16 protein-coding genes and 22 tRNA genes are annotated in these 19596 nt (G+C 62.0%); 2 read left to right on the top strand and 36 right to left on the bottom strand.

Annotation, left to right across the window (positions count from 1 at the left end; genetic code table 11):
- Positions 1 to 4: 4 nt before the first annotated feature.
- Positions 5 to 2290 carry an arylsulfatase gene (locus M2427_RS12700; RefSeq protein ID WP_280706641.1) on the bottom strand — a complete coding sequence of 762 codons (2286 nt, stop codon included), beginning with the start codon at positions 2288 to 2290 and terminating at the stop codon, positions 5 to 7.
- Positions 2291 to 2378: 88 nt separating this feature from the next.
- Here M2427_RS12700 and M2427_RS12695 point away from each other — a divergent pair, with 88 nt between their 5' ends.
- A complete protein-coding gene (locus M2427_RS12695; RefSeq protein WP_280706640.1) occupies positions 2379 to 3065 on the top strand; it encodes a TetR/AcrR family transcriptional regulator in 687 nt (228 codons plus the stop codon).
- Between the two features lie 670 nt (positions 3066 to 3735).
- On the opposite strand, the gene M2427_RS12690 is transcribed toward M2427_RS12695, so the two are convergent.
- The 32 genes from M2427_RS12690 to M2427_RS12535 all read right to left on the bottom strand — a co-directional run bounded on the left by M2427_RS12690 (position 3736) and on the right by M2427_RS12535 (position 16677).
- Complete coding sequence (locus tag M2427_RS12690) at positions 3736 to 4377, bottom strand: glutathione S-transferase family protein (protein ID WP_280706639.1); 642 nt, start codon at positions 4375 to 4377, stop codon at positions 3736 to 3738.
- Positions 4378 to 4442: 65 nt separating this feature from the next.
- Positions 4443 to 4805 carry a DUF1428 domain-containing protein gene (locus M2427_RS12685; RefSeq protein ID WP_280706638.1) on the bottom strand — a complete coding sequence of 121 codons (363 nt, stop codon included), beginning with the start codon at positions 4803 to 4805 and terminating at the stop codon, positions 4443 to 4445.
- A 255-nt stretch (positions 4806 to 5060) separates the two neighbouring features.
- Positions 5061 to 5732 carry a hypothetical protein gene (locus M2427_RS12680; RefSeq protein WP_280706637.1) on the bottom strand — a complete coding sequence of 224 codons (672 nt, stop codon included), beginning with the start codon at positions 5730 to 5732 and terminating at the stop codon, positions 5061 to 5063.
- 19 nt (positions 5733 to 5751) lie between these two features.
- Positions 5752 to 6201, bottom strand: a complete 450-nt coding sequence (locus M2427_RS12675) for a DUF4145 domain-containing protein (RefSeq protein ID WP_280706636.1) — start codon at positions 6199 to 6201, stop codon at positions 5752 to 5754.
- 476 nt (positions 6202 to 6677) lie between these two features.
- Positions 6678 to 6751 (bottom strand) — tRNA-Gln (locus M2427_RS12670).
- Between the two features lie 187 nt (positions 6752 to 6938).
- Positions 6939 to 7013: transfer RNA gene (locus M2427_RS12665), tRNA-Trp, on the bottom strand.
- 157 nt (positions 7014 to 7170) lie between these two features.
- A tRNA-Gln gene (locus M2427_RS12660) sits at positions 7171 to 7244 on the bottom strand.
- A tRNA-Glu gene (locus tag M2427_RS12655) sits at positions 7244 to 7318 on the bottom strand. Before M2427_RS12655 ends, M2427_RS12660 begins: the two co-directional genes overlap by 1 nt.
- A gap of 171 nt (positions 7319 to 7489) precedes the next feature.
- Positions 7490 to 7622: transfer RNA gene (locus M2427_RS12650), tRNA-OTHER, on the bottom strand.
- 1 nt (position 7623) lies between these two features.
- Positions 7624 to 7706, bottom strand: a tRNA-OTHER gene (locus M2427_RS12645).
- A gap of 15 nt (positions 7707 to 7721) precedes the next feature.
- Positions 7722 to 7797, bottom strand: a tRNA-Cys gene (locus M2427_RS12640).
- A gap of 91 nt (positions 7798 to 7888) precedes the next feature.
- A complete protein-coding gene (locus M2427_RS12635) occupies positions 7889 to 9226 on the bottom strand; it encodes an RtcB family protein (RefSeq protein WP_280706635.1) in 1338 nt (445 codons plus the stop codon).
- 105 nt (positions 9227 to 9331) lie between these two features.
- Positions 9332 to 9413, bottom strand: a tRNA-Arg gene (locus M2427_RS12630).
- Positions 9414 to 9509: 96 nt separating this feature from the next.
- Positions 9510 to 9587, bottom strand: a tRNA-Asn gene (locus M2427_RS12625).
- Between the two features lie 2 nt (positions 9588 to 9589).
- Positions 9590 to 9661: transfer RNA gene (locus tag M2427_RS12620), tRNA-Ala, on the bottom strand.
- Between the two features lie 5 nt (positions 9662 to 9666).
- Positions 9667 to 9741 (bottom strand) — tRNA-Phe (locus M2427_RS12615).
- Positions 9742 to 9910: 169 nt separating this feature from the next.
- Positions 9911 to 9988, bottom strand: a tRNA-Met gene (locus M2427_RS12610).
- Between the two features lie 328 nt (positions 9989 to 10316).
- Positions 10317 to 10392 (bottom strand) — tRNA-Arg (locus M2427_RS12605).
- Between the two features lies 1 nt (position 10393).
- A complete protein-coding gene (locus M2427_RS12600) occupies positions 10394 to 10738 on the bottom strand; it encodes a hypothetical protein (RefSeq protein ID WP_280706633.1) in 345 nt (114 codons plus the stop codon).
- A tRNA-Ile gene (locus M2427_RS12595) sits at positions 10739 to 10814 on the bottom strand. It abuts the gene before it with no gap.
- A gap of 158 nt (positions 10815 to 10972) precedes the next feature.
- Positions 10973 to 11045, bottom strand: a tRNA-Leu gene (locus M2427_RS12590).
- A 5-nt stretch (positions 11046 to 11050) separates the two neighbouring features.
- Positions 11051 to 11125, bottom strand: a tRNA-Lys gene (locus M2427_RS12585).
- A 376-nt stretch (positions 11126 to 11501) separates the two neighbouring features.
- Positions 11502 to 11575, bottom strand: a tRNA-Ile gene (locus M2427_RS12580).
- 4 nt (positions 11576 to 11579) lie between these two features.
- Positions 11580 to 11654, bottom strand: a tRNA-Val gene (locus M2427_RS12575).
- A 5-nt stretch (positions 11655 to 11659) separates the two neighbouring features.
- A tRNA-Val gene (locus M2427_RS12570) sits at positions 11660 to 11734 on the bottom strand.
- Between the two features lies 1 nt (position 11735).
- A tRNA-Leu gene (locus tag M2427_RS12565) sits at positions 11736 to 11812 on the bottom strand.
- 3 nt (positions 11813 to 11815) lie between these two features.
- Positions 11816 to 11892, bottom strand: a tRNA-Leu gene (locus M2427_RS12560).
- A gap of 1 nt (position 11893) precedes the next feature.
- Positions 11894 to 11967: transfer RNA gene (locus M2427_RS12555), tRNA-Thr, on the bottom strand.
- 479 nt (positions 11968 to 12446) lie between these two features.
- Positions 12447 to 13577 (bottom strand): iron-containing alcohol dehydrogenase, encoded by a 1131-nt coding sequence (locus M2427_RS12550; RefSeq protein ID WP_280706632.1) that lies wholly within the window; start codon positions 13575 to 13577, stop codon positions 12447 to 12449.
- Between the two features lie 13 nt (positions 13578 to 13590).
- Complete coding sequence (gene pdxA, locus M2427_RS12545; RefSeq protein ID WP_280706631.1) at positions 13591 to 14628, bottom strand: 4-hydroxythreonine-4-phosphate dehydrogenase PdxA; 1038 nt, start codon at positions 14626 to 14628, stop codon at positions 13591 to 13593.
- Complete coding sequence (locus M2427_RS12540) at positions 14625 to 15731, bottom strand: four-carbon acid sugar kinase family protein (RefSeq protein ID WP_280706630.1); 1107 nt, start codon at positions 15729 to 15731, stop codon at positions 14625 to 14627. Before M2427_RS12540 ends, pdxA begins: the two co-directional genes overlap by 4 nt.
- A 25-nt stretch (positions 15732 to 15756) precedes the next feature.
- Positions 15757 to 16677 carry a dihydrodipicolinate synthase family protein gene (locus tag M2427_RS12535; RefSeq protein WP_280706801.1) on the bottom strand — a complete coding sequence of 307 codons (921 nt, stop codon included), beginning with the start codon at positions 16675 to 16677 and terminating at the stop codon, positions 15757 to 15759.
- 139 nt (positions 16678 to 16816) lie between these two features.
- On the opposite strand from M2427_RS12535, the gene M2427_RS12530 reads away from it, so the two are divergent.
- Complete coding sequence (locus M2427_RS12530) at positions 16817 to 17677, top strand: IclR family transcriptional regulator (protein ID WP_280706629.1); 861 nt, start codon at positions 16817 to 16819, stop codon at positions 17675 to 17677.
- Between the two features lie 24 nt (positions 17678 to 17701).
- Here the strand turns inward: M2427_RS12530 and M2427_RS12525 are convergent, their stop codons facing one another.
- From M2427_RS12525 to M2427_RS12515, 3 genes are all read right to left on the bottom strand, one after another.
- Positions 17702 to 17905, bottom strand: a complete 204-nt coding sequence (locus M2427_RS12525) for a hypothetical protein (RefSeq protein ID WP_280706628.1) — start codon at positions 17903 to 17905, stop codon at positions 17702 to 17704.
- Positions 17906 to 18023: 118 nt separating this feature from the next.
- A complete protein-coding gene (gene rnz, locus M2427_RS12520) occupies positions 18024 to 18929 on the bottom strand; it encodes a ribonuclease Z (protein WP_280706626.1) in 906 nt (301 codons plus the stop codon).
- A gap of 45 nt (positions 18930 to 18974) precedes the next feature.
- Positions 18975 to 19577 carry a TetR/AcrR family transcriptional regulator gene (locus M2427_RS12515; RefSeq protein ID WP_280706625.1) on the bottom strand — a complete coding sequence of 201 codons (603 nt, stop codon included), beginning with the start codon at positions 19575 to 19577 and terminating at the stop codon, positions 18975 to 18977.
- Positions 19578 to 19596: the final 19 nt, after the last annotated feature.

The raw sequence follows: 19596 nt of genomic DNA, 5'->3' as shown, positions 1-19596 counted from the left end.
TTCGTTACTGCCGTGCCATCTGCGCGTTGCCGACGGCCTCGCCGTCCAGCGACTGGTCATCGTGCATGGTCACGGTGACGCGCAGCAGCCTGCCCTCGAATTCGAACGGCGACTCATAGTGCGACACCGGGCTGCCGCGGTCGCGGCCGATGTCGAGGCCGGACCACGAGATCAGCGTGTGGAAGCCGAGCTGGGTCTGGAGCGAGCCGGCCTTCTCGCCGTCGATCAGGAGTGTGTACTCGGTAATCCCGGTGCGCGAGCCTTTGGCCGGCGCCTCCTTGCGCACAAGACGCTCGACGTGAACACCGAGGCGCTGCGCGCCCAGCACCTTGCGGTCGGAGCGCACGATCTGGTGGCTGCCGCCGATGTTGAGGTCATGCACGAGGTGGCCGTCCTTGATGTAGAGGCTGTAGCCCGACGTCGCATCGCCGTGCGAGATCAGCACGCCGCTCGCACCAGCTTCCTCGATCTCGACATGCGCCTCGATCGTGTAACTGCGGCTGCGCACGTCGGGCGCCACGTCGGTCGGCACATGGCCCATGCCGTGGTGGAAGATGAAATGATGGCGCGCGCCGTGGAAGCGTGCGGCGTTCTCGGCAAAGCGCGGACCGAAACGGTCGTCGAGCGGCAGCACATTGTGCTTCCCGGCCTCGCCCCACCATGTCGCGATCATCTGCGTCAGCCGTTCCGGCTCCTTCGCAGCGAGATCGTCGGTCTCGGAGAAATCCCGATCGAGATGGAACAGCTCCCATTTGTCGTTCTCGAACGGCGTCCCCGGCGGATGGTATGCGACCGCCTTCCAGCCGTGCTGCCAGAGGCCGCGATGGCCGAACATCTCGAAATACTGCGCTGAGGTTTTCGACGGCGCCGAGGCATCGGTGATCGAGCGCGCGAAGCTCTCGCCTTCGAGCGGCATCTGACGACAGCCGGCGATTTCGGACGGCGCGTCGATTCCGATCAACTCCAGAAGCGTCGGCGTCAGGTCGCTGGCGTGCACGAACTGGTGACGCAACTCGCCCTTGGCTGCAATGCGCTTCGGCCAGTTGATGATGAAGGGATCGCGGATGCCGCCGCCATGGGTGTTCTGCTTGTAGCGGCGCAGCGGCGTGTTGGACGCCATGGCCCAGCCGTGCGGGAAATTGCTGTGGGTGTCGGGCCCGCCGATATCGTCGATACGGGCGAGCTTTTCCGCGATCGGCTCCGGCTTGAAGTTGAACGGCCCCATCGCATTGACGAAGCCGAGCGGGCCGCCCTCCTGGCTGGCCCCATTGTCGGACATCACGATGATGACGGTGTTGTCGCGAATGTCGGCCGTGTCGAGGAATGCGACCAGACGCGCCAGATGCCGATCGGAATGATCGAGCATGCCGGCGAAGGCCGCCTGCAGCCGCGTGAAGACGCGGCGCTCGTCGATGGAATGATCTTCCCAGGCCTTCACGCCGTCGTTGCGAGCAGGCATCCGCGTCTCCTGCGGCACCAGCCCCATCGCCTTCTGGCGCGCCAGCCGCCGTTCGCGCTCGACATCCCAGCCGTGCACGAACTCAGAATCGTAGCTGCGGATGATATCGACCGGCGCCTGATGCGGTGCATGGCAGGCGCCGAGCGCGACCCAGGTCAGCCAGGGAATGTCGGGCCGGTCGGCATGGTGATCGCCGATGAAGCGGATCGCCTGGTCGATCAGATCCTCGGTCAGATGATAGCCGTCGGCATAAGTGCCCGGAGGATCGATATGCGTGTTGTCAGAGACGAGCTCGGGCGCGTACTGGTCGGTCTCGGCGTCGAGGAAGCCGTAGAAGCGGTCGAAGCCGCGGCCCAGCGGCCAGCCGTCGAACGGACCGGTCGCGCCGCTCTCGGTCAGCGGCGTGACGTGCCACTTGCCGACCATGTAGTTGCGATAGCCGTGCACGCGCAGCATCTCGGCGAGCGTCCCCGCCTCGCGCGCGATCTTGCCGCGATATCCAGGGTAGCCCGAATCGAAATTGGCGAGGCACCCGACGCCGACCGAATGATGATTGCGCCCGGTGAGCAGTGCCGCACGCGTCGTCGAGCACATCGCGGTGGTGTGGAAGCCTGAATAGCGCAAGCCCTCCGCGGCGAGCCTGTCAATGGTCGGCGTCCTGATCGCCGAGCCGTAGCAGCCGAAATCGGAGAAGCCGACATCGTCGAACAGCACGATGAGAATGTTCGGCGCGCCCGCCGGCGGCTTCACGGCCTCCGGCCACCAGGGCTTCGACTCCGCAACCGTCTTGCCGACGGTGCCGCGGAACGGCGTGCCGCTGCCTGCGCTCATCTGTTGCTCCCTGTCCGGCCCTCGCGGTTGACCCGCGGCTCGTCTCATCCTAAAATATAATCCGAATTATGATTATCATTTAGGGCGAATGCAAGCGCGAACGCGGCCATCTTCCGACGACTCCCGATCCCGCGATTTCGACCTCCCGGGAGTCGCCCCGTCACGCCAGAAGCGCAGCCGCGAGACGACACTGGCCCTGCTCCGCGCCGGCGCCGAATTGCTGCGCACGCGAAGCCTCGCCGAACTTTCGATCGAGACGCTCTGCGCTGAGGTCAGCGTCACGGTCGGCGCCTTCTACAGCCGCTTCGAGAGCAAGGAGGCCTATTTCAACGCGCTCATGGCGCTGGCGACACGTGACGGCGAGCAACGGCTCGGCGAGATCCGACGCCCCTCGCCCGACACGGACCTCGACAAGCTCTGCCACATCATCGTCAGCGGCATCATCGTCTGGATGCGCCACCACGAGGGCGTGTTGCGCGCCGCACTTCAGCATGACGACACCCGCCCGGACAAATGGACGCCATTCAAGGCGCTGGCCAAGGCGACCACAGAACGTGCCACCCCTCTCCTGCTGCCGTCGATGGGGAAGGGCCGCAGGGCCGCCAAGACCCGCACCATGGCATTCGGCTTGCAGGTCGTGCTGGGCACGCTGGTCAACGCGATCCTCAACGATCCCGGACCGCTGTCGCTTCGATCGAAAGAGATGGAGACGCGCCTTGCGGGCTGCCTGCTGTTGCTGCTTCAGGCTGAAGTCGGTCATTCGCTTCCCCGATAGGTTAGCTGTCGAACGGCGGACACGGCATCGCGATCTCGCGGCCTGTTTCGCCCGAGTCATGCGCTTCTCTTCACACCCTCTCCGAAGAAAGGGCGCAGGGAAGACCGGGCGCCGGCTGGCACCCATAAGACCCCCATGCGAAAATGATGCACACGCAATGCACAGGGGAAACACAGGGCAACCGAAACTCGGCCTTCCCTGCGCGATGGTTTGACGGCCTATGCGCGCTCTCCCCGGAGACGAATTCCTCTTGTCTCCGTCACCTCAGCGAAATGCGCCGCATCACGCCGGTTGACGTGACGAGGCTTCGCGAAGGCTTGACCGTAGCGACGACGGCCAGGACCACACGGTTTCGCCGTACGCGAGCAGATCCCGCTTCGCCCGAAGGGGCTTCGCAGGACACGGCGCCGTTCGTACAACGCGGCTTGCATGCGGCTCACAGGGCTCGGCTCAATCCACTGCCCCGCCCTGCCACAAACATCCGCGACGGCGCTGCCCGCGTCCACCGCATCCCCAGCCCGCGTTCGTGACGACGTACGACCGCCCCTTTGGTGGGCTGGGATGTCAGACGCATACGACAAATCCGAATTTCGGTAAAGTGGAATATTTTTGCAACGAGGGATTGACGGCGCTTTTGGGTGTTTTGCCCGACGGGCCGATGAAGCCAGCACTACAATCCCGGTGATCGTGCCGCCCAGGCCTTGGTGGCCTGGCAGCTCTCCATCGCCCGGGCATAGGCATGGTGTGCCGTCGTGCGGGCGAGATAGTCCCGCTCGACAGAACCGGGAACGTAGTTGCCGGTTCGCAGGCCGAGCAAAAGGGCGTAGCTCACCGAGATGTCGGCGGCCGTGAACCGGTCGGCGGCGAGATAGGGGTGATCCTTGAGGCGACGGATAACCAAACCCAGCCGGCTCTCGAAGGTCTCGCGTGCCCAGCGGGTCACCCGGACATTCCGCTCGGCCTCGGGCGCGAATTGGCGGCCGACGATGACGGCATTCATCGGCCCGGCGAGCCCGGCCTCGCCCAGATGGAGAAATTGCAGATAGGACGCGAAGGCAGGATCATCCGGGTCGACGCCAAGCGAACCCGAGCCGTAACGCGCGAGCAGGTACTGAAGAATGGCGATCGACTCGACCATGATCGTCTCGCCGTCCTGAAGCGCTGGAATGAAGCCGGCTGGGTTGATGGCGAGGAAGTCGCGATCATTCTCAACCGCGAACAGATCGACCGGGCGCAGCCGATAAGCCAATCCCAACTCCTCGAGCAGCCAGACAACACGGAAGCCACGACCTTCGCCATAGACGGTGAGCATGGTTGAGACTTCCTCGATTGGATTGGATATAGCGGCCGGAGAGGCGTCACGGATAAAGCATGCGCTCAGCCCGCCATCTCACCCGCCTGCAGCAGCGTCGTGAAGCCGCCATAGATCAGGCGTTTGCCATCAAACGGCATGCCAAAGCTCTTGAACCGCTCGTCGGCCATAACCTTGGCATTGACGGCATCGCGGATCTGCCGGTCCGGATAGACGATCCAGGAGAACACCACGACCTCGTCCTCCTTCGCCATCACGGCGCGCGGAAACGACGTGAGGGTGCCATAGGGCAAATCATCGCCGATGCATTCGACGTAATCGAGCGCGCCATGCTCCATCCACACCGCGCACGCCGTTCGCGCCAGCGCCTTGTAGGCTTCGATGTTGTCCTTCGGCACGGCGAGCACGAAACCATCGACATAGGGCATCACGGATCTCCTTGGCTTGGGTCTCCCAAGGACGATGATGCGCGCGCCGATCCGACGCGCGAAGGCACATTTTTCCGGTGAGGCCAACCGTCGCGAGCGGTGACGCGCCGGACGGACGGATCAGAGGGAATTCAGACCTGCGGGACCGCCTGAAACCGGGAAGCACGATGACATCGTGTTGGCTGTGAGCTACGGGATCTGGTGGACGACGTCGGGGCCATGGACGATAGTTGAGCAGCTGATGATTTAGGCAGTTCAGAATGGAGCGAATGCGGATAGTTTTACTTTGTTCTCTTCAGCAATCTTGCTGAGTCTGGACACCATCACATCGAAGTCGGCCCTAGACTTCATCTGCGCAACTTCCGAGGCGATCGTTGCACGCTCGCGATCTGTTAGAAAGGGCCCAACAATGGTTTGGGATTGTTGGAGATAGGCGACTGTATTCATTATGTAGGTTTCACGAATGAGGGTTATCCAGCTGGTACCAGTTATCAATGCGATCGATCCGATGAGTAGGATAAAAGCAATCCGAAATAGTCTCACTAACCGGCGAAGGCGGTAAATCGCGCTATCTTCACTGAGAAGCTTTGCGGCCTGTACAAGATTAAAGTCGCGGGTTGCCCTGTGTAGTGTGCGGCCAGTCCAAGTCAGGGTAAACATGCTCACTAGTGCGAAGGATGAGCACATAAACATAGTAGTCAAGAATGAAGCGAAGATCCCCGCGCGGTCCAGTTGGCCCTTCGCGGCCTCCAAATACAAGCTGTCTCTGACTGATTGAATTCCTAGCGTTGCAACACTTAGCAGAAAGCTGCTAAGCCCATTTAACGTCGGCTTGAAAAGAATTTCCCAAAGCCCCGAGCCAAGCGCGCCCACAACAAGCGCGCCGACTATGGTGAGCACGGTGCTGAGTGAAAAATTTTTGAACACCTTATTCTCTCTTATGGCTTTAAGGTTTTTTTAGCGCCCTCAATTTGCTTACCAAGCTCGTGTACTGATACACGGCTTTCAGCAATTCCTTCGCTAACTCGATGGCGAGCGCAGCTTCGTCCTTGCCAATGGCGTCGTAGTTCTTCGCTTTGATGTGTGCCGCATCATTTCCGAGTAAGCGCAATTCGTCGGCCGCGTCCAAGAGATCCTTCGGCACAAGCACATTTTGCCCGAGCACTGCAAGCCGTGCCCTCAGGTCTCCTCCTGTAGCGTTTTTATCGTCGCAAAGGTCTTCGAGCACTCTCCGCACCATTAGGGCGCAAGCTTTGAAACAACCTGCGGCGTGGGCTTTGATCGCTTCTTCCAGCGAACTAAGGATCGGTGGAGGCAAATTAGTTGAGTCGAAATCGATAACTTCTGGAGGGAAGCTTTCGCAAAGCTCTCCTTGTCGGAGCACGACGTGAACCAAACTGCGACACGTGGGATTCGGGCATATGCGCACCCCAGCGGCGAATGGCACGGAGTTCAATCTACCATCTGCCATCCTCGAAGATTCCTGCCAACTTACGTCGCTACAATTGGCGGGGCCTGGAAACGCTCCGACGTGACCGCAGTGAGGACATCGCAATGTTGCGACCACCGGTGCTGCGTGAGTGGAGTTGTTGAGCTTGTGAGCTGTCATGGCGTCTCAAATTGAACAGTGACAATGGCTAGCAACGAATCAACGATCGATAGTGACACAGGCGCTCCGCACGCAGGACGCAGCTTGAATGCTATCCGACCTATTCACAGCCCTGTTGCGCCTCGTGTCGCGCCGAGCCGCCACGAGCCTACTTGAGGCACTGAATTTCCCCTGGATTTCAGCGCGACAGGCGCGACACAAAGATCGCAAAAATCAAACGACAAAAATGCGAAATATTGCAATATTTTGAAGGACTTAGGCGCTGGCTGGGGAACCTGGATTCGAACCAAGACAAACAGAGTCAGAGTCTGTTGTGCTACCGTTACACCATTCCCCAACGGAATAGCCGAACAAATTCAAGGGCTTATTGATTTGTCCGACTGCGGCCGGAAGCGCTGATAGCGCAAATCACGGCTCAGGCGTGCAGCCTTCTACCCGCTCAGCCCTGGGCTGGCAAGCGCGGCTGTGTATGGATCGCGGCCCGCTGGCTCTGACCCCACACTTCCGTGAAGGGCCGGTTCATTTGGCACGAGAGGAAGGATTTGAACCCTCGACGCACGGTTTTGGAGACCGGCATGTTGCCGCTACACCACTCTCGTAGATGGTACTGGCCTTCAGATTCGAACTGAATGCTCCCGGTTCACAGCCGGACCGCCCATTGCCATCGAGCATAGCCAGCATGGTCGCTCACGCGCGTGTCGATCGCGCCTGGCTGCCTTATGAGAGCAGCATCCTCGCCGGAGGGAGAGCGTCTGTTGGTAGCCGGTGAAGGAGTCGAACCTTCGTACCGGGATTCAAAGTCCCGCGTCCTGCCGTTGAACGAACCGGCTGGTGCTCCGTGACGGTTTCGATCCGTCTTCTTCGGTTTGAAGGACCGAGATGCTAGCCATTGCACCAACGGAGCATGATTAGAGCGGGCAGCGAGCAACGATCTCGCCTCCTCAGTTTGGAAGACTGGTGGACATCCATCTATCCCATGCCCGCATGGCGGAGGGCTGCTGGCACGATCAGCACGGGCGAACCCGCAGAACGCTTAGCAGGCGTCTCCAGGCCCCGCCTGGTTAGCCCTCCATATTGGTCTCGACGGGACTGTTCGAACGCCCACGCAACCGCTTATGTTTGAGCATGATCTTTTCGGAATACCGCTGCACACTTTTCCGGATCATGCCCTAGGAGGCGGTGGCTCTGTCCTGTTGAGCTACGTCGAGATGGAGTCCCGAGCAGGATTTGAACCCGCGTTTTCAGCTCCGCTACGGTCTCGCGACTTAGAAGATCGCGCCGGCTACCGGGACATGATGCAGGCCGGTTGGAGATGCAGGCCGGGATCGAACCGGCTCATCGTCAGTTTTGCAGACTGCGGCGTTCCCATTTCGCCACTGCACCATTGGCTGCCTCTCGCGGTTTCGAAACGTGGGTAGGGCGACGCCCTGCCATTCGAGCTAAGAGGCGATGTTGATGGGGCGCTTACGCCCCATCAATCCTTGAACGGGTCAAACTCGCCCTCGCCCGCCATTGCAACGGCGAAAGGCCGCAGCGTATGCAGGACGCGTACAGTGCCGGCGTGCTGCGCCAACACGTCGGGCAAGCGGCGATAGGCCATTGGGCTCTCGTCGAGGTCACCACCGATCAATGTGACGCCACGTTCGTTGAGCCACTGATCCATCTCGGAGCGCGAGAAGCGCCGCTTCGCCTCCTTTCGCCCGAACACGCGTCCGGCGCCGTGAACGGTCGAATAGAGAGAAGCCTTGGCCTGCGGACTATCGACGCCCTCGAGAATGACGGCGTCATCACCCATCGACCCGCCGACGAAACCCTTCTGACCTGGAAACGCCGGGGTCGCCCCCTTGCGAACCACCCACAAATCCTTGCCGTCGTGAGTCTCACGCCAGGCATAGTTGTGGTGGTTATGGACGCTCTCGGTCACGCTGCCGCCGATGATCTTCCGGACGCGCTCCACGACCCATTCCCGGCCCGCGTAGGAGTAGCGGCCGGCCAGTTCCATGGCCGCGATGTAGCGGCGGCCGAGTTCGGAATCCTCGTCGACCACGGCGGGCGGGACATGCATGCCGTCCTTGCCGCCGGCGGCCTTGAGGTAACGCGTCGCCGAAGTGTGCCCGAGGCCGCGGCTTCCGAAGTGGACGCCAATCCAGACGAAGCCTTCCTCGTCGCGCATGAGGTCGACATAGTGATTACCTGATCCAACCGTACCTAGCTGGCTAGCCGCCTTCTGGCGGTAGGATTCCATATCGCTCTCACGCCACGCATCGCCATCGTCGAACAACTCGTGTTCGGCCCGTTCGGCATTGGCACGGCCGACGCCGAACGAGATCACCTTGGCGACGTCGCGAATGATCGCGGGGACAATCGCCGCGATGTCGTCGAAGTGTGTGTCGAGTCGTACCGCCATGTTGCCGCAGCCGATATCGAAGCCGACGCCCGAGATGCTGATCTGTTTCTCGTAAGCGATGACCCCGCCGACGGGCTGAGCGTATCCGAGATGACCATCGGCGCAGATCACGCCGGACACAACATTGCCGACGGCCATGCAGTTGCGCATCTGGGCGATGGTCGCATCCTCGTGCTGCCCAAAGATCTTCAGCGGCGCATCCTGGAAGCGATCTTCCTGCGGACGCAGATGAGCGATCTCGTTTGCGGCCGCAATGGACTCGCGGGCAAGATGCTCTCTTCGCGCAGCGTCCCGATACGCGCACCAGGCAGGCTGTCCGCGGCCCTCGCCAACGCGGGAGTCCGGATCGACGCCGGCAGCCACACAAAGTTGTCTGGCTCGCTCTTGATAGGGATCTGATCTCATTTTCGCCTCCTGCGATAGCTTACTTCAAAATGGTCAGGATGGCAGGAGTTGAACCTGCACTGCAAGCATCCGAGGATTGCCGACTTCCGCAATCTTTCACCCTGATGGAGCACACGGCGTGAGTCGAACACGCATCTTCCGTCCAGTTACCTTTGTCCTGCTTCGTAGGCAGGAGGGCTACGTGTGCATGATGGTGGAGCCGGCTTGTATCGATCCCGCTCCCTCCGGTTGAGAACCGAAGATCGAGAACTGAAGATCCTGGCCAGTCAACGACGGCTCCCTATGGCTCCCGGAGCAGGAATCGAACCTGCCTGAACTGCGTTTAACAGACGCCCGCGTGCACCTTGCTCGCCTTCCGGAACCTGGTGGAGACTGAGGGTGTCGATCCCTCCCCGCGTTGCTTGCAAGGCATCGCTGCGCCCCGGCGCAGTCCCCGATCGTGGTGCTGGAAGATGGGCTTGAACCACCGACGCGCACGGCTTCAACGTGCCGCTCTACCACTGAGCTATTCCAGCAAGATGGTGCGGACACCGGGACTCGAACCCGGGCTGGAAGTGTGGCGCACTCCCCGACTTCCGTAATCTTTTGTCCGCGTGGTGCCTCGTCAGGGTAACGATCCCAGCCAGCGCATAGGCATCGGTTTTACAGACCGTGCTGCGTCCCTAGCAGCATACCGAGGCATGTTGGTTGCGGAACGCGGGAGTCGAACCCGCTATCGCCAGTGTATGAGACTGGAATGGTTGTCCGTTCCACTCGTCCGCAATAAAAGTGCGAGGCTTCCAACTCTCTCGCATGCGCGCTTTACGTCCGAGCTGCACAGAATTGGCGGTGAGCTGAGGTCCCGATCCCCAACGCTGTCGCGTCCATCCCGCTTCGAACGGGCGTCGGTCCCTGACCGATTAGCTCACCAATGTTGGCGGAGGGCTGAGAACACGAATCCCATGCGTTGCCGCACCATTCGCTTTCCAAGCGACGCCCAGACCTTCCGGGTTAACCCTCCATGGCGGATGCTCACTGTGTCGATCAGTCTCCGTTGCCGGGGCACGGTTTTCAGGACCGTTTGAGGGGCCGCCCTCGCAAGCATCCATGTTGGTGATCTCTCAGGGACTCAAACCCCGACCTTGGCCTTCGGAGGGCCGCGCTCTATCCAGTTAAGCTAAGAGACCGCTACTTCTTTTTCCCTTGCGGGAAGTATTTCGACATCGTCACCTTCTGAATCAGCCCATCGTCAGTCACGATCCCTGGAGATTTCAACGTTGCGCCATCAAGCGCCTGCTCCAGCGCCAGATAAGCGTTGCCAAGGTCGGGAGAAGACGGATTGACGAAGAAGACAGACAGATCGATCGGATGGTTCATCGGCGTAGCGATGCCGGCCCTCGAACACGCATCGCGGATGAACTCGCGATATTGCACAATCGTCCGGATGTGCATGCGCCGGTGTGGCGCATCATGTATCGCCAAGGTCAGCATTGGCGGGTGCATGTTCTCGGCATACTTCGCGATGATCTTCACTGGTGCACGTCCCAGGGATCGAACCTGGTCCTCTGGCTGTTATGAGCAGCCGGCCGTCCCATCTGGCTCGACGTGCTGATGGTCAGGGTGCGGTGATCCGCCCACCGTCATCCGGCTTCCAAGGCCGGTACTCTTCTCACGAGCTTCACCCTGGAAAATGGCGACCGCTGCGGGGAACGATCCCGCCTCACGTCATGGACAGTGACGCTGCCTCACCTGATGCATAAGCGGCCGTGTGTCTGCCGAGATTCGAACCCGGACTGAATGCCTTCTCGGGGCAACGCCTCTACCGTTGGGCTACAGACACGATGTTGGTACATCCTCGGAGAATCGAACTCCGCCCTCATGGGTTAAGAAGCCAGCGCACTGCCACTATGCTAAGGATGTATTCTACTTGTCAGACGGATCGACGTGCTTGACAGGCTTCTTCGTCGAAAGCTGCCGATCCAGCTCCTTCCGCTCTTCAAGAGACGTTGGAAGCTTGGTCGTCTTGATCTTTCGCCTCGTCGATCCGCCCTTTGCGGAATCTAAAATGAACTTGAGTTCGTCTGACTGGTGGACCGCCACGGTACTGCCCCGTGTTCTCATGGGTTAAAAGGCCAGCGTTCTACTTTCCTACTCGCGGTCCACTAGGACGCGCGTTTGAGGTGCTTCGCTGTTCTCTCTGCGCTCTTCTCTGCGACGCGGCGCAGGATCTCGGCGCTTTCGTCGGAAAGACGATGCACGCCGTCCGGCAACTTTTCGGTCATCGTCCTTCTCCTGTTGGTAGTCCCAGCCGGTTACGATCCGACGTCTTCCCCTTATCAGGGGGATGCACTTCCATTGTGCTATGGGACCATGATGGTGCGTCTTCGGTGAATCGAACACCGGGCAGCTTGCGTGTCGGGCAAGCGCTCTGCCACTGAGCTAAAGACGCGTGAATGGTACTCCGTCGCGGGATCGAGCCGCGTCTTGCCGGCGTGTAAAACCGGTGCCTTCCCATCTGGCTCACGGAGCATGGTGCCTGAGGCAGGAGTTGAACCTGCACCTGAACTTGTTTTGAGCAAGCGGCCTCTGCCGTTGGGCTACTCAGGCAATTGGTGCTCCAAGCAGGATTCGAACCTGCATCGCATGCGTTCTAAGCGCATCGTCTCTACCGATTGGACTATTGGAGCATGGTGCTGGTTGGCTGAATCAAACAACCGTCTCGACCTTACGAGGGGCGCGTCCTGTCACTGAACGAAACCAGCGAATTAATTCTTCTATGCTGGAGACCGGTCGCAATGACCACCAGACAAAGGACAGACTTATGCATGAGGTCTGTCAGCCAACGCGTGTAAGGCAGGGAGATTTGGAGTCGGTTTCCGCTTGCGCGGGGTCTTTGCTCTCTGCCTTTTCGGCAGAGGTTAGACCTGCTGCCGACTTACTTTTCCGATCCGATTCCGGATTCGGAGCGGGTATCGCTAAAGAGGCTATTGACGACGCACGGCATCGCCCACGGATACGACTGCCTTTGCAGTCGCCGTGCGGCGGCGGTGATATCGCTATGTAAAGCTATCTTCAGCATGGTCATCTCTTCAGTTCGGCCCGGGCTCCTAAGGGCCAATTCAGACTTCGTCAAGCGATTTTTTTGCTTGTGGCGGTGCTCCTGGCTTTCGCTGTGCTGAAGCCCACACACTTTGGCTCGGGAAAAAACGGATGTTTCAGCACCGTACACGGTTGCAGGAAGTTAGAACGCGACCTCGTACATCTCAAGGATCGCATCCCGGCTCAGATCGCGCGGGTTGTTGTCGAGCAGGCGCCTGATCGCGTGCGCCTCATCAGCCATGACGCCGAGATCAGTCTTGGGCACGCCGAGGGCCGACAGCCGCATCTCGACGCCGAGATTTTTGCAGAACGCGTAGGTCGCATCGAATGCATGCTTCGGATCGTTCTGCTCGGGCAAACCGAGCGCTGCGAGCACGGCCACAGTCTTTTCCTGCACCGCCGGCATGTTGAACGCCAGCGTGTGCGGAAAGATCATCGCGCAGGCAAGACCATGGGCAATGTGGTGCCGCGTGCCGAGCGGATAGGCCACGGCGTGACCGGCCGTGGTGTTCACCGGACCCAGGCAATAGCCGCCATAGAGCGAGGCCAGCGAAAGACCGGCGCGGGCCTCGCGATCGTTTCCATCGGCTACCGCGCGCTTGAGATATTGCCCGACCAGCCGCGCGCCTTCGAGCGCATAGAGATCGATCGTCGGATGCGCCTTGCGGCTGGTGTAGGCCTCGACGCAATGCGCCAGCGCATCGACGCCGGTGGCGGCCGTGATCTCCTTCGGCACGGTCATCGTCAGATCGGGGTCGACGATGGCGATATCGGCCAGCATGAAGCGGCTCTGCACCGCCTGCTTGTTCTGGCTGACGGGATCGGTGACGAGCGCGCGGGTGCCAGCCTCGCTGCCGGTGCCCGAGGTCGTCGGGATCTGCATCAGCGCGACGCTGCGGCCGGCGACCTTTTCCGGCCCGACGATGTCGGCAAAGGCGACGTCGCCCGTGCACATCACCGCGACCAGTTTTGCCAGGTCCATCGCGCTGCCGCCGCCGAAGCCGACAACGAGATCGGGCTTGATTTCGCGCGCCATCGCGACGACCTTTTCGAGGTTGGGCAGGTCAGGCTCTGGCTTGACCTCGCCAAACACCTTCACGGCCCCCGGCAGCGCCAGCGTATCGACGCGGCGCGCATTGAAGGGATCGGAAATCACCAGCGGCCGCCTGGCGCCGATCCGCTCGGCGAAGCGAGCGGCGGCTGTGATCGTGCCGTTGCCGAACTCCAGGATGGTCGGGCGAAGGATTTCGATGGGCGTGAAAGCGTTGGTCATCTCGGGCTCGATCTCAAGACTTGGATGCGGTGCTGCCGGCGGCAAGCCGCTCGGCGTAGTCGATGGCCTCAATCAGGCTATGCTCGTTGGCGATGCCCTTGCCGGCGATGTCGAAAGCGGTGCCGTGATCGACGGAGGTGCGGATGATCGGCAGGCCCAGCGTGATGTTGACGCCGGAGAGCTCCTGCCAGCGGCCGGTGGCCGGGTCGACCTGGAAGCCGAGCAGCTTGACGGGAATGTGCCCCTGATCGTGGTACATCGCGACAGCCGCATCGTACTGGCCGGCGCGCAGCTTGACGAAGATGGTGTCTCCAGGCACGGGGCCGACGACGTCGAGACCGTCGGCGACCGCCTTGGCAATCGTCGGCGCGGAGACGTCGATGTCCTGCCGGCCGAACAGGCCGCCTTCGCCGGCATGCGGATTGAGCGCAGCGATCGCGATCTTTGGCTTGGCGATGCCCAATCGCAAAAGCGCGTCGTTGGTGAGGTCGATCACCATGCGCAGCCGCTCCGGCGTCAGGCGCTTCGGCACGTCCTCCAGCGCCACATGAGTCGAGACGTGGCTGACGCGCATGTTGCCGTGGGCGAGCAGCATCACCGAGCCACGTACGCCGGTGAGATGCGCCAGCATCTCGGTATGACCAGGGAAATGATAGCCGGCCTTGTTGAGCGCTTCCTTGTTGAGCGGCGCCGTGACAATCGCCGCCGTGCGGCCGGCCTGGGTGAGACGGACGCCCTGCTCGATCGCCTTGTAGGCAAAGCGGCCGCCATCGGCGCTGAGCACGCCCGGCTTGATCGGATCGCCCTCAGCGTCGGCTTGCAGATAGCAAAGGTTTGGCCAGTCGCGATCGTCGGCCGTGACTTGCGGGATCGCAATATCAGCGCCGAGCGCGGCCTTTGCGCCGTCCAGCGCCGTGCCGCTGCCGATGATCAGCAGGCGCAGGTCGCCGGTCGCGATCCGCTCCTTCAACCCCACGCAGGCCTTGACGATGATCTCCGGCCCGATCCCGGCGGGATCGCCCATGGTGATGGCAAGATGACGAGAGGTCATGACGGTCTCTCCATGTTGAGCAAATGATTGTCCCGCAGCAGATCGCGCCACAGCTCGCGCGCGCCGAAGGCTCCGGATTTCGAGATGACGTCGACGCCGGCCCAGCGGCCGCCTTGCAGCGTCGAGCGCGGCAGACCCGGCACGATGCGTCCCGTGACCTCAAGCGCCTGCGCGCCGAGCGCAAGGCACACGGCCTTCAGCGTCTCGCCGCCGGCAACGATCAGCGTTCCCGGTGGATCGAGCGCGGCGGTCAGCGTCGTCAATTCATGCGCGATCCGCCGCGCTGCCTCGGCACGCGAGAGGCCGCCGGAAAGCGCGAACTTGACCAGGGCCACATGATCGTCCGCCAGCTTGCGCTGAACGGCCGCACCGCCCTCGCCTTCAGCCAGTGCAAGCGTTGCGTCGCCGCAGGCGGCGAGCTGGGATGCCGTGGCTGGCTGATCGGAGCCGAACAGCCCGAGCACCGGCCGCTTCAATTCAGCCGAATTATCTGCCCGATGATTGCGGGCGAGCGCGCCGGCCAAGCCGCCGCTGCCGCACCAGAGCACGGGTCCTGGCATGCGACGCCCCATCTCGACAACGCGATCGAGACAGAAATCGCTTTCGGCATCGAACACCTGGACGCCGCCCTGCGCCGGCGTATCGCTACCTGCCAGTCGCGCCTCGATGCCGTCCTGCTTCAACTGATCGACGAGATTGTCGCCGACCCGGTGCCAGTCACCCTGTTGAGTCCGCGCGAATTGTTGACCACCGACGGTGCGGCGCCCCTGATAGTCGAACGCAGGCGCGACCACGCAGGACGCCCAATGGCCAGTGCTCAGGCACGCCCCGAGCTCGGCGGCCCAGGCGCCGCGGAGCAGGCTGTCGACTTTCTTGTAGGCGATCGTGCCGTCGCGAAGCAGCGGCGCCAGCCGGGCGACAGTCTCGACGCTCTCCGCTTTCGAACGCTCGCGCGTACCGCTGTCGAACGCAAGGCTTTGCGAGCCTGAGGCCGCAGGCGCATCCGACCAGATCACATCAAACGGTCCGCACAGGCCGACAAACTCCGCCGCGGTGTCGAGCGCACCGGTGAGATCGTCGGCAAGCAGGCGAACGGTGATCATCGTTGTGCCGCTCTCGAGCCGAGCCCTAAGCAGCCCTCGCGAATGCTTCGGCATTCGCCAGCAGCTCTTTCCGTTGAGCCGCCGGGAGGGTCTCCAGCGGCGGCCGCAGGCGCTCCCAGCCGGCGTGACCGGTGCGCTCGGCGACCAAAGCCTTCAACGAAGGCATCTGCGCAAAACGCGAGACCAGTTCACGCGCCTTCACGATCCGCGCCTGCGCCGCCTTGAGCGCCGCGTCGTCGTCGCTGTCACGGAAATGCTTGAAGACATAGGCGAGATCGCGCGCAACGAGGTTCGAGGTCGCGGTGATGCAGCCCGCACCGCCCTTGCGCAAGAGCGGCAGCAGCAGCGGGTCGGCACCTGATAGCACCGAGAAGCCCTCGAAGCGCTCGACCATCGCGGTCATGTTGGCGAAATCGCCGGAGGAATCCTTGATGCCGACGATGGTCGACGGATAGGCCTTGCGCAGCCGCTCGATCAGCGCATGCGAGATCGGCTGCATCGACATCTGAGGGATGTGATAGAGCACGATCCTGAGCCTGGCATTGCCGATGCGCTGGATGATCTCGCTATAGGCGGCATAGACGCCGTCGTCGCTGACGTTCTTGTAGTAGAATGGCGGCAGCATCACCACGGTCTCGACGCCGACCGACAGGGCGTGACGCGTCAATGCGATGGTCTCGGTGAACGCGACGACGCCGGTGCCCGGCAGCAGCTGGTTCGGCTTGATGCCGCCGGCGATCACGGCCTCCAGCAGCGCGGTGCGCTCGGAGAGCGAGAAGGAGTTCGCCTCCCCTGTGGTGCCGAGCATGGCGATGCCGTCGCAGCCTTCATCCAGCAGGTAGCGGCAATGCGCGAGGAAGCGCGCATGATCGGGCGCGAGCTCGGCATCGAGCGGCGTCAACGCGGCGGAGAACACGCCATGCGGATGCAAGGACTGGGGGTGCAGCGATGATGTCGACAAAGCTTCCTCCGATCGTCAGATCGATGTTGTTCGGAATGCGAACATTTGTTATAATCTATCTTGTTGGTAGGAGCAGGCTGCCGCCGCGTCAAGGGCTGTGGCTGTCATGACAGGGCATTGAGACATGGCCAAGGTCGAAAAGAGGGCTTTGAAGCGGACATCGGAGACATCTGCGAAAACGCCCGAGCCCAAAAACCCCAAGAATAACCCCAAGAATTACGTCGCTTCCGTCGGCAAGGCCTTCGCGGTGCTCAAGAGCTTCACCAGCGAGGCTTTCGAGCTCACGCTGAGTGAAGTTGCCGCCCGCGCGGATCTCGACCGCGGGACGACGTTCCGGCTGATCCAGACCCTGATCGAGCTCGGCTATCTCCAGGCCGTGCCGCAGAGCCGCCGGTTCCGCCTTGGCGTCGCCTGTCTCGATCTCGGCTACACCGTGCTGTCGCACGGATCGTTGCGCACCATCGTCGAGCCGATGCTGCGCGATCTCGTGCCCGAGGCCGGCGATGCAGCCTCGCTTGGCATGCTCGATGGCGGCGATGTGATCTATCTCGCGCGCGTCAGTGCAGGCCTCGATCGTTACAAGATGGATCGCAGGCCGGGCGCGCGCATCCCCGCCTATAGCGCGGCGCTCGGCCATGTCATGCTTGCGCACCTCCAGCGCGACGAGCAGATCGCACGGCTGGAATCGCGTCCCCGCGTCAAGCTGTCGGAGCGGACGCTGACCGATCTCGATGCCTTGCTGACGCGGCTTGATCAGGTGAAGAAGAAAGGCCACGCCGTCTCCGACGGCGAGAACGCCTATGGGTTGCGCACGTTGGCGACGCCGATCCTCGACGCGCAGGGTTCCGTCATCGCAGGACTAAGCGTCACCGTGGATGCGATGCGCATGGATATGCCGACCTTCCGCGACCGGGCGCTGCCAAAGCTGATGCAGTTGACGGGCAAAGTGCAGGAGCTCGCGATCAAGTCAGGCCTGTCGAGCTGAGCGCGTCTTCCATCGGAGCGATGGCTATTCCGGCACGAGCGTCGCAAGTCCGGTCTCGATAATGGTGATTTCCTCACTCACCTGCGCGATGGTCTGCTTGGGATCGACGCCGGTCACCGAGACCAGTTGCCGAAGCAGATCCTGACGGTGAGCTAAAATATCTTCCAGCGCGTCGCGATCGTTCAGCCTCACATAGCCTTCGACGATCAATTCAACGGAACGGGACATAAGTACTCTCAATACGAGCTGATTTCCGATCCTCGAAAATATCGCGCTGGCGCAGGGCCGCGGGAATGAACTCGCGTCAACCTTGACAAGTAAGATTAATGGCCGTGCAACGGACTGCCTAAACAACGATACGATCGAAGTCCGCGGCGATCCGGACATTCGGAAAGATCATTGCCGCCTCGGCAAGGATCTCGTCGTCCTCATAGCGGCCCGACAGATGCGTGAGCACGAGTTGCTGCACGTTGTTCGCCGCAGCAAACCGGGCCGCCTCTGCCGCGGTGAGATGGCCATAGTCCCGTGCCGTCGACGCGTCCCGATCCAGGAACGTCGCTTCGATCACCAGCAGATCAGCGTTCACGACGTATTTGGACAGCCCCTCGGTGGTCTCGGTATCTCCGATCACGACCAGCTTCCTGCCACCGCTCGGCGGCCCCAGAACATCCTCGGGATCGATGGTCCGGCCGCCTTCGACGGTGATGGGTCGCCCCGCCGCCAGCTCGCCGCGCAGGGGACCATCAGGCACGCCAAGTGCGGCGAGACGATCGGCCAAGAGATGGCGGCGCGCGGGATTTTGGAAAACGAAGCCAAAACTATCGGTCCCGCGATGGCGGACCGGAAAACAGTCGATGTTGAAATCGCCGGCGTTGACGACCTGCCCTTCGGACAGCGGCGCGAACTGCACGGAAATCGGCGCCCGCCCCTCGCCCCACAGGCCTGCCAGCATGCGGATGACGAGATCGAGCGTGCCGGGCCCGCCGTGCATGGTCATCATTTCGGACGCCTGCCGTAGCCCCAATGTCGAGAACAGGCCGGGGATGCCGAGCACGTGGTCGAGATGACCATGCGTCAGCAGGATGCGATCAATCCGGCGAAGGCCGGCGCCGCTCCGCAGCAGCTGGCGCTGCGTCCCCTCACCGCAGTCGATGAGCATGCGCTGGCCCGCGACCTCAAGAAGAAGTGCCGGATGGTTACGCTCCCCGGATGGAACGCTGGCCGAGGTGCCGAGAAATGTCAGGGCGAACATTGCCTACTCTTGTGCGAGGTCGCAGGACTGATCGCTATGGAAGCCTTACACCCGCACCGACTGCGCCTCCACCGCCTGCACGGCCACATCAGCGACCTGCCGCAGTGCCTCGCGGTCGGAGCCGGAGGAGGCCATCACGCCCATGCCGACCGAGACTGCCGAAACATAGCGCGCGAGCGCGGCGGGATCGGACGTCTCGATGAGATCGCCTTCCGCCTTGGCGCGAACAAAACGGTCGCGGAGCTGATCTTCATTCTGCGCGCGACGCGCGGCGAGTTCGAAGGGCACGTTCTCGGAGCCGGTGCCGCAGGCGATGCCACCCTGCACGAGCAGGCAGCCGGGTGGATTGGCGGGATCGGTCTGCTTCTCGGCGATGCCCATCAGCATCCGCTCGGCGACATCGCGAGCGGTCGGCGCGGCCACCACCTCGTCCATCCAGGCGCCGCGCAATTTGGTGTAGCGGTCGAGAGCGGCCTTCAGCAGGCCTTCCTTGTTGCCGAAACAGGCATAGAGGCTCGGCGGGTTGATGCCCATCGCCTCCGTGAGCTGGGCAATCGTGGCGCCCTCATAGCCATGGCGCCAAAACACTTCCATCGCCTGATCCAACGCCATTTCAGCGTCGAATTCGCGGGGGCGTCCCATGGCCATGTCACTGATCTCCTCAGAT

It is taken from the genome of Bradyrhizobium sp. BR13661, assembly GCF_029892425.1.
Lineage (GTDB): Bacteria > Pseudomonadota > Alphaproteobacteria > Rhizobiales > Xanthobacteraceae > Bradyrhizobium.
This window is presented reverse-complemented; position numbering and strand designations above follow the sequence as displayed.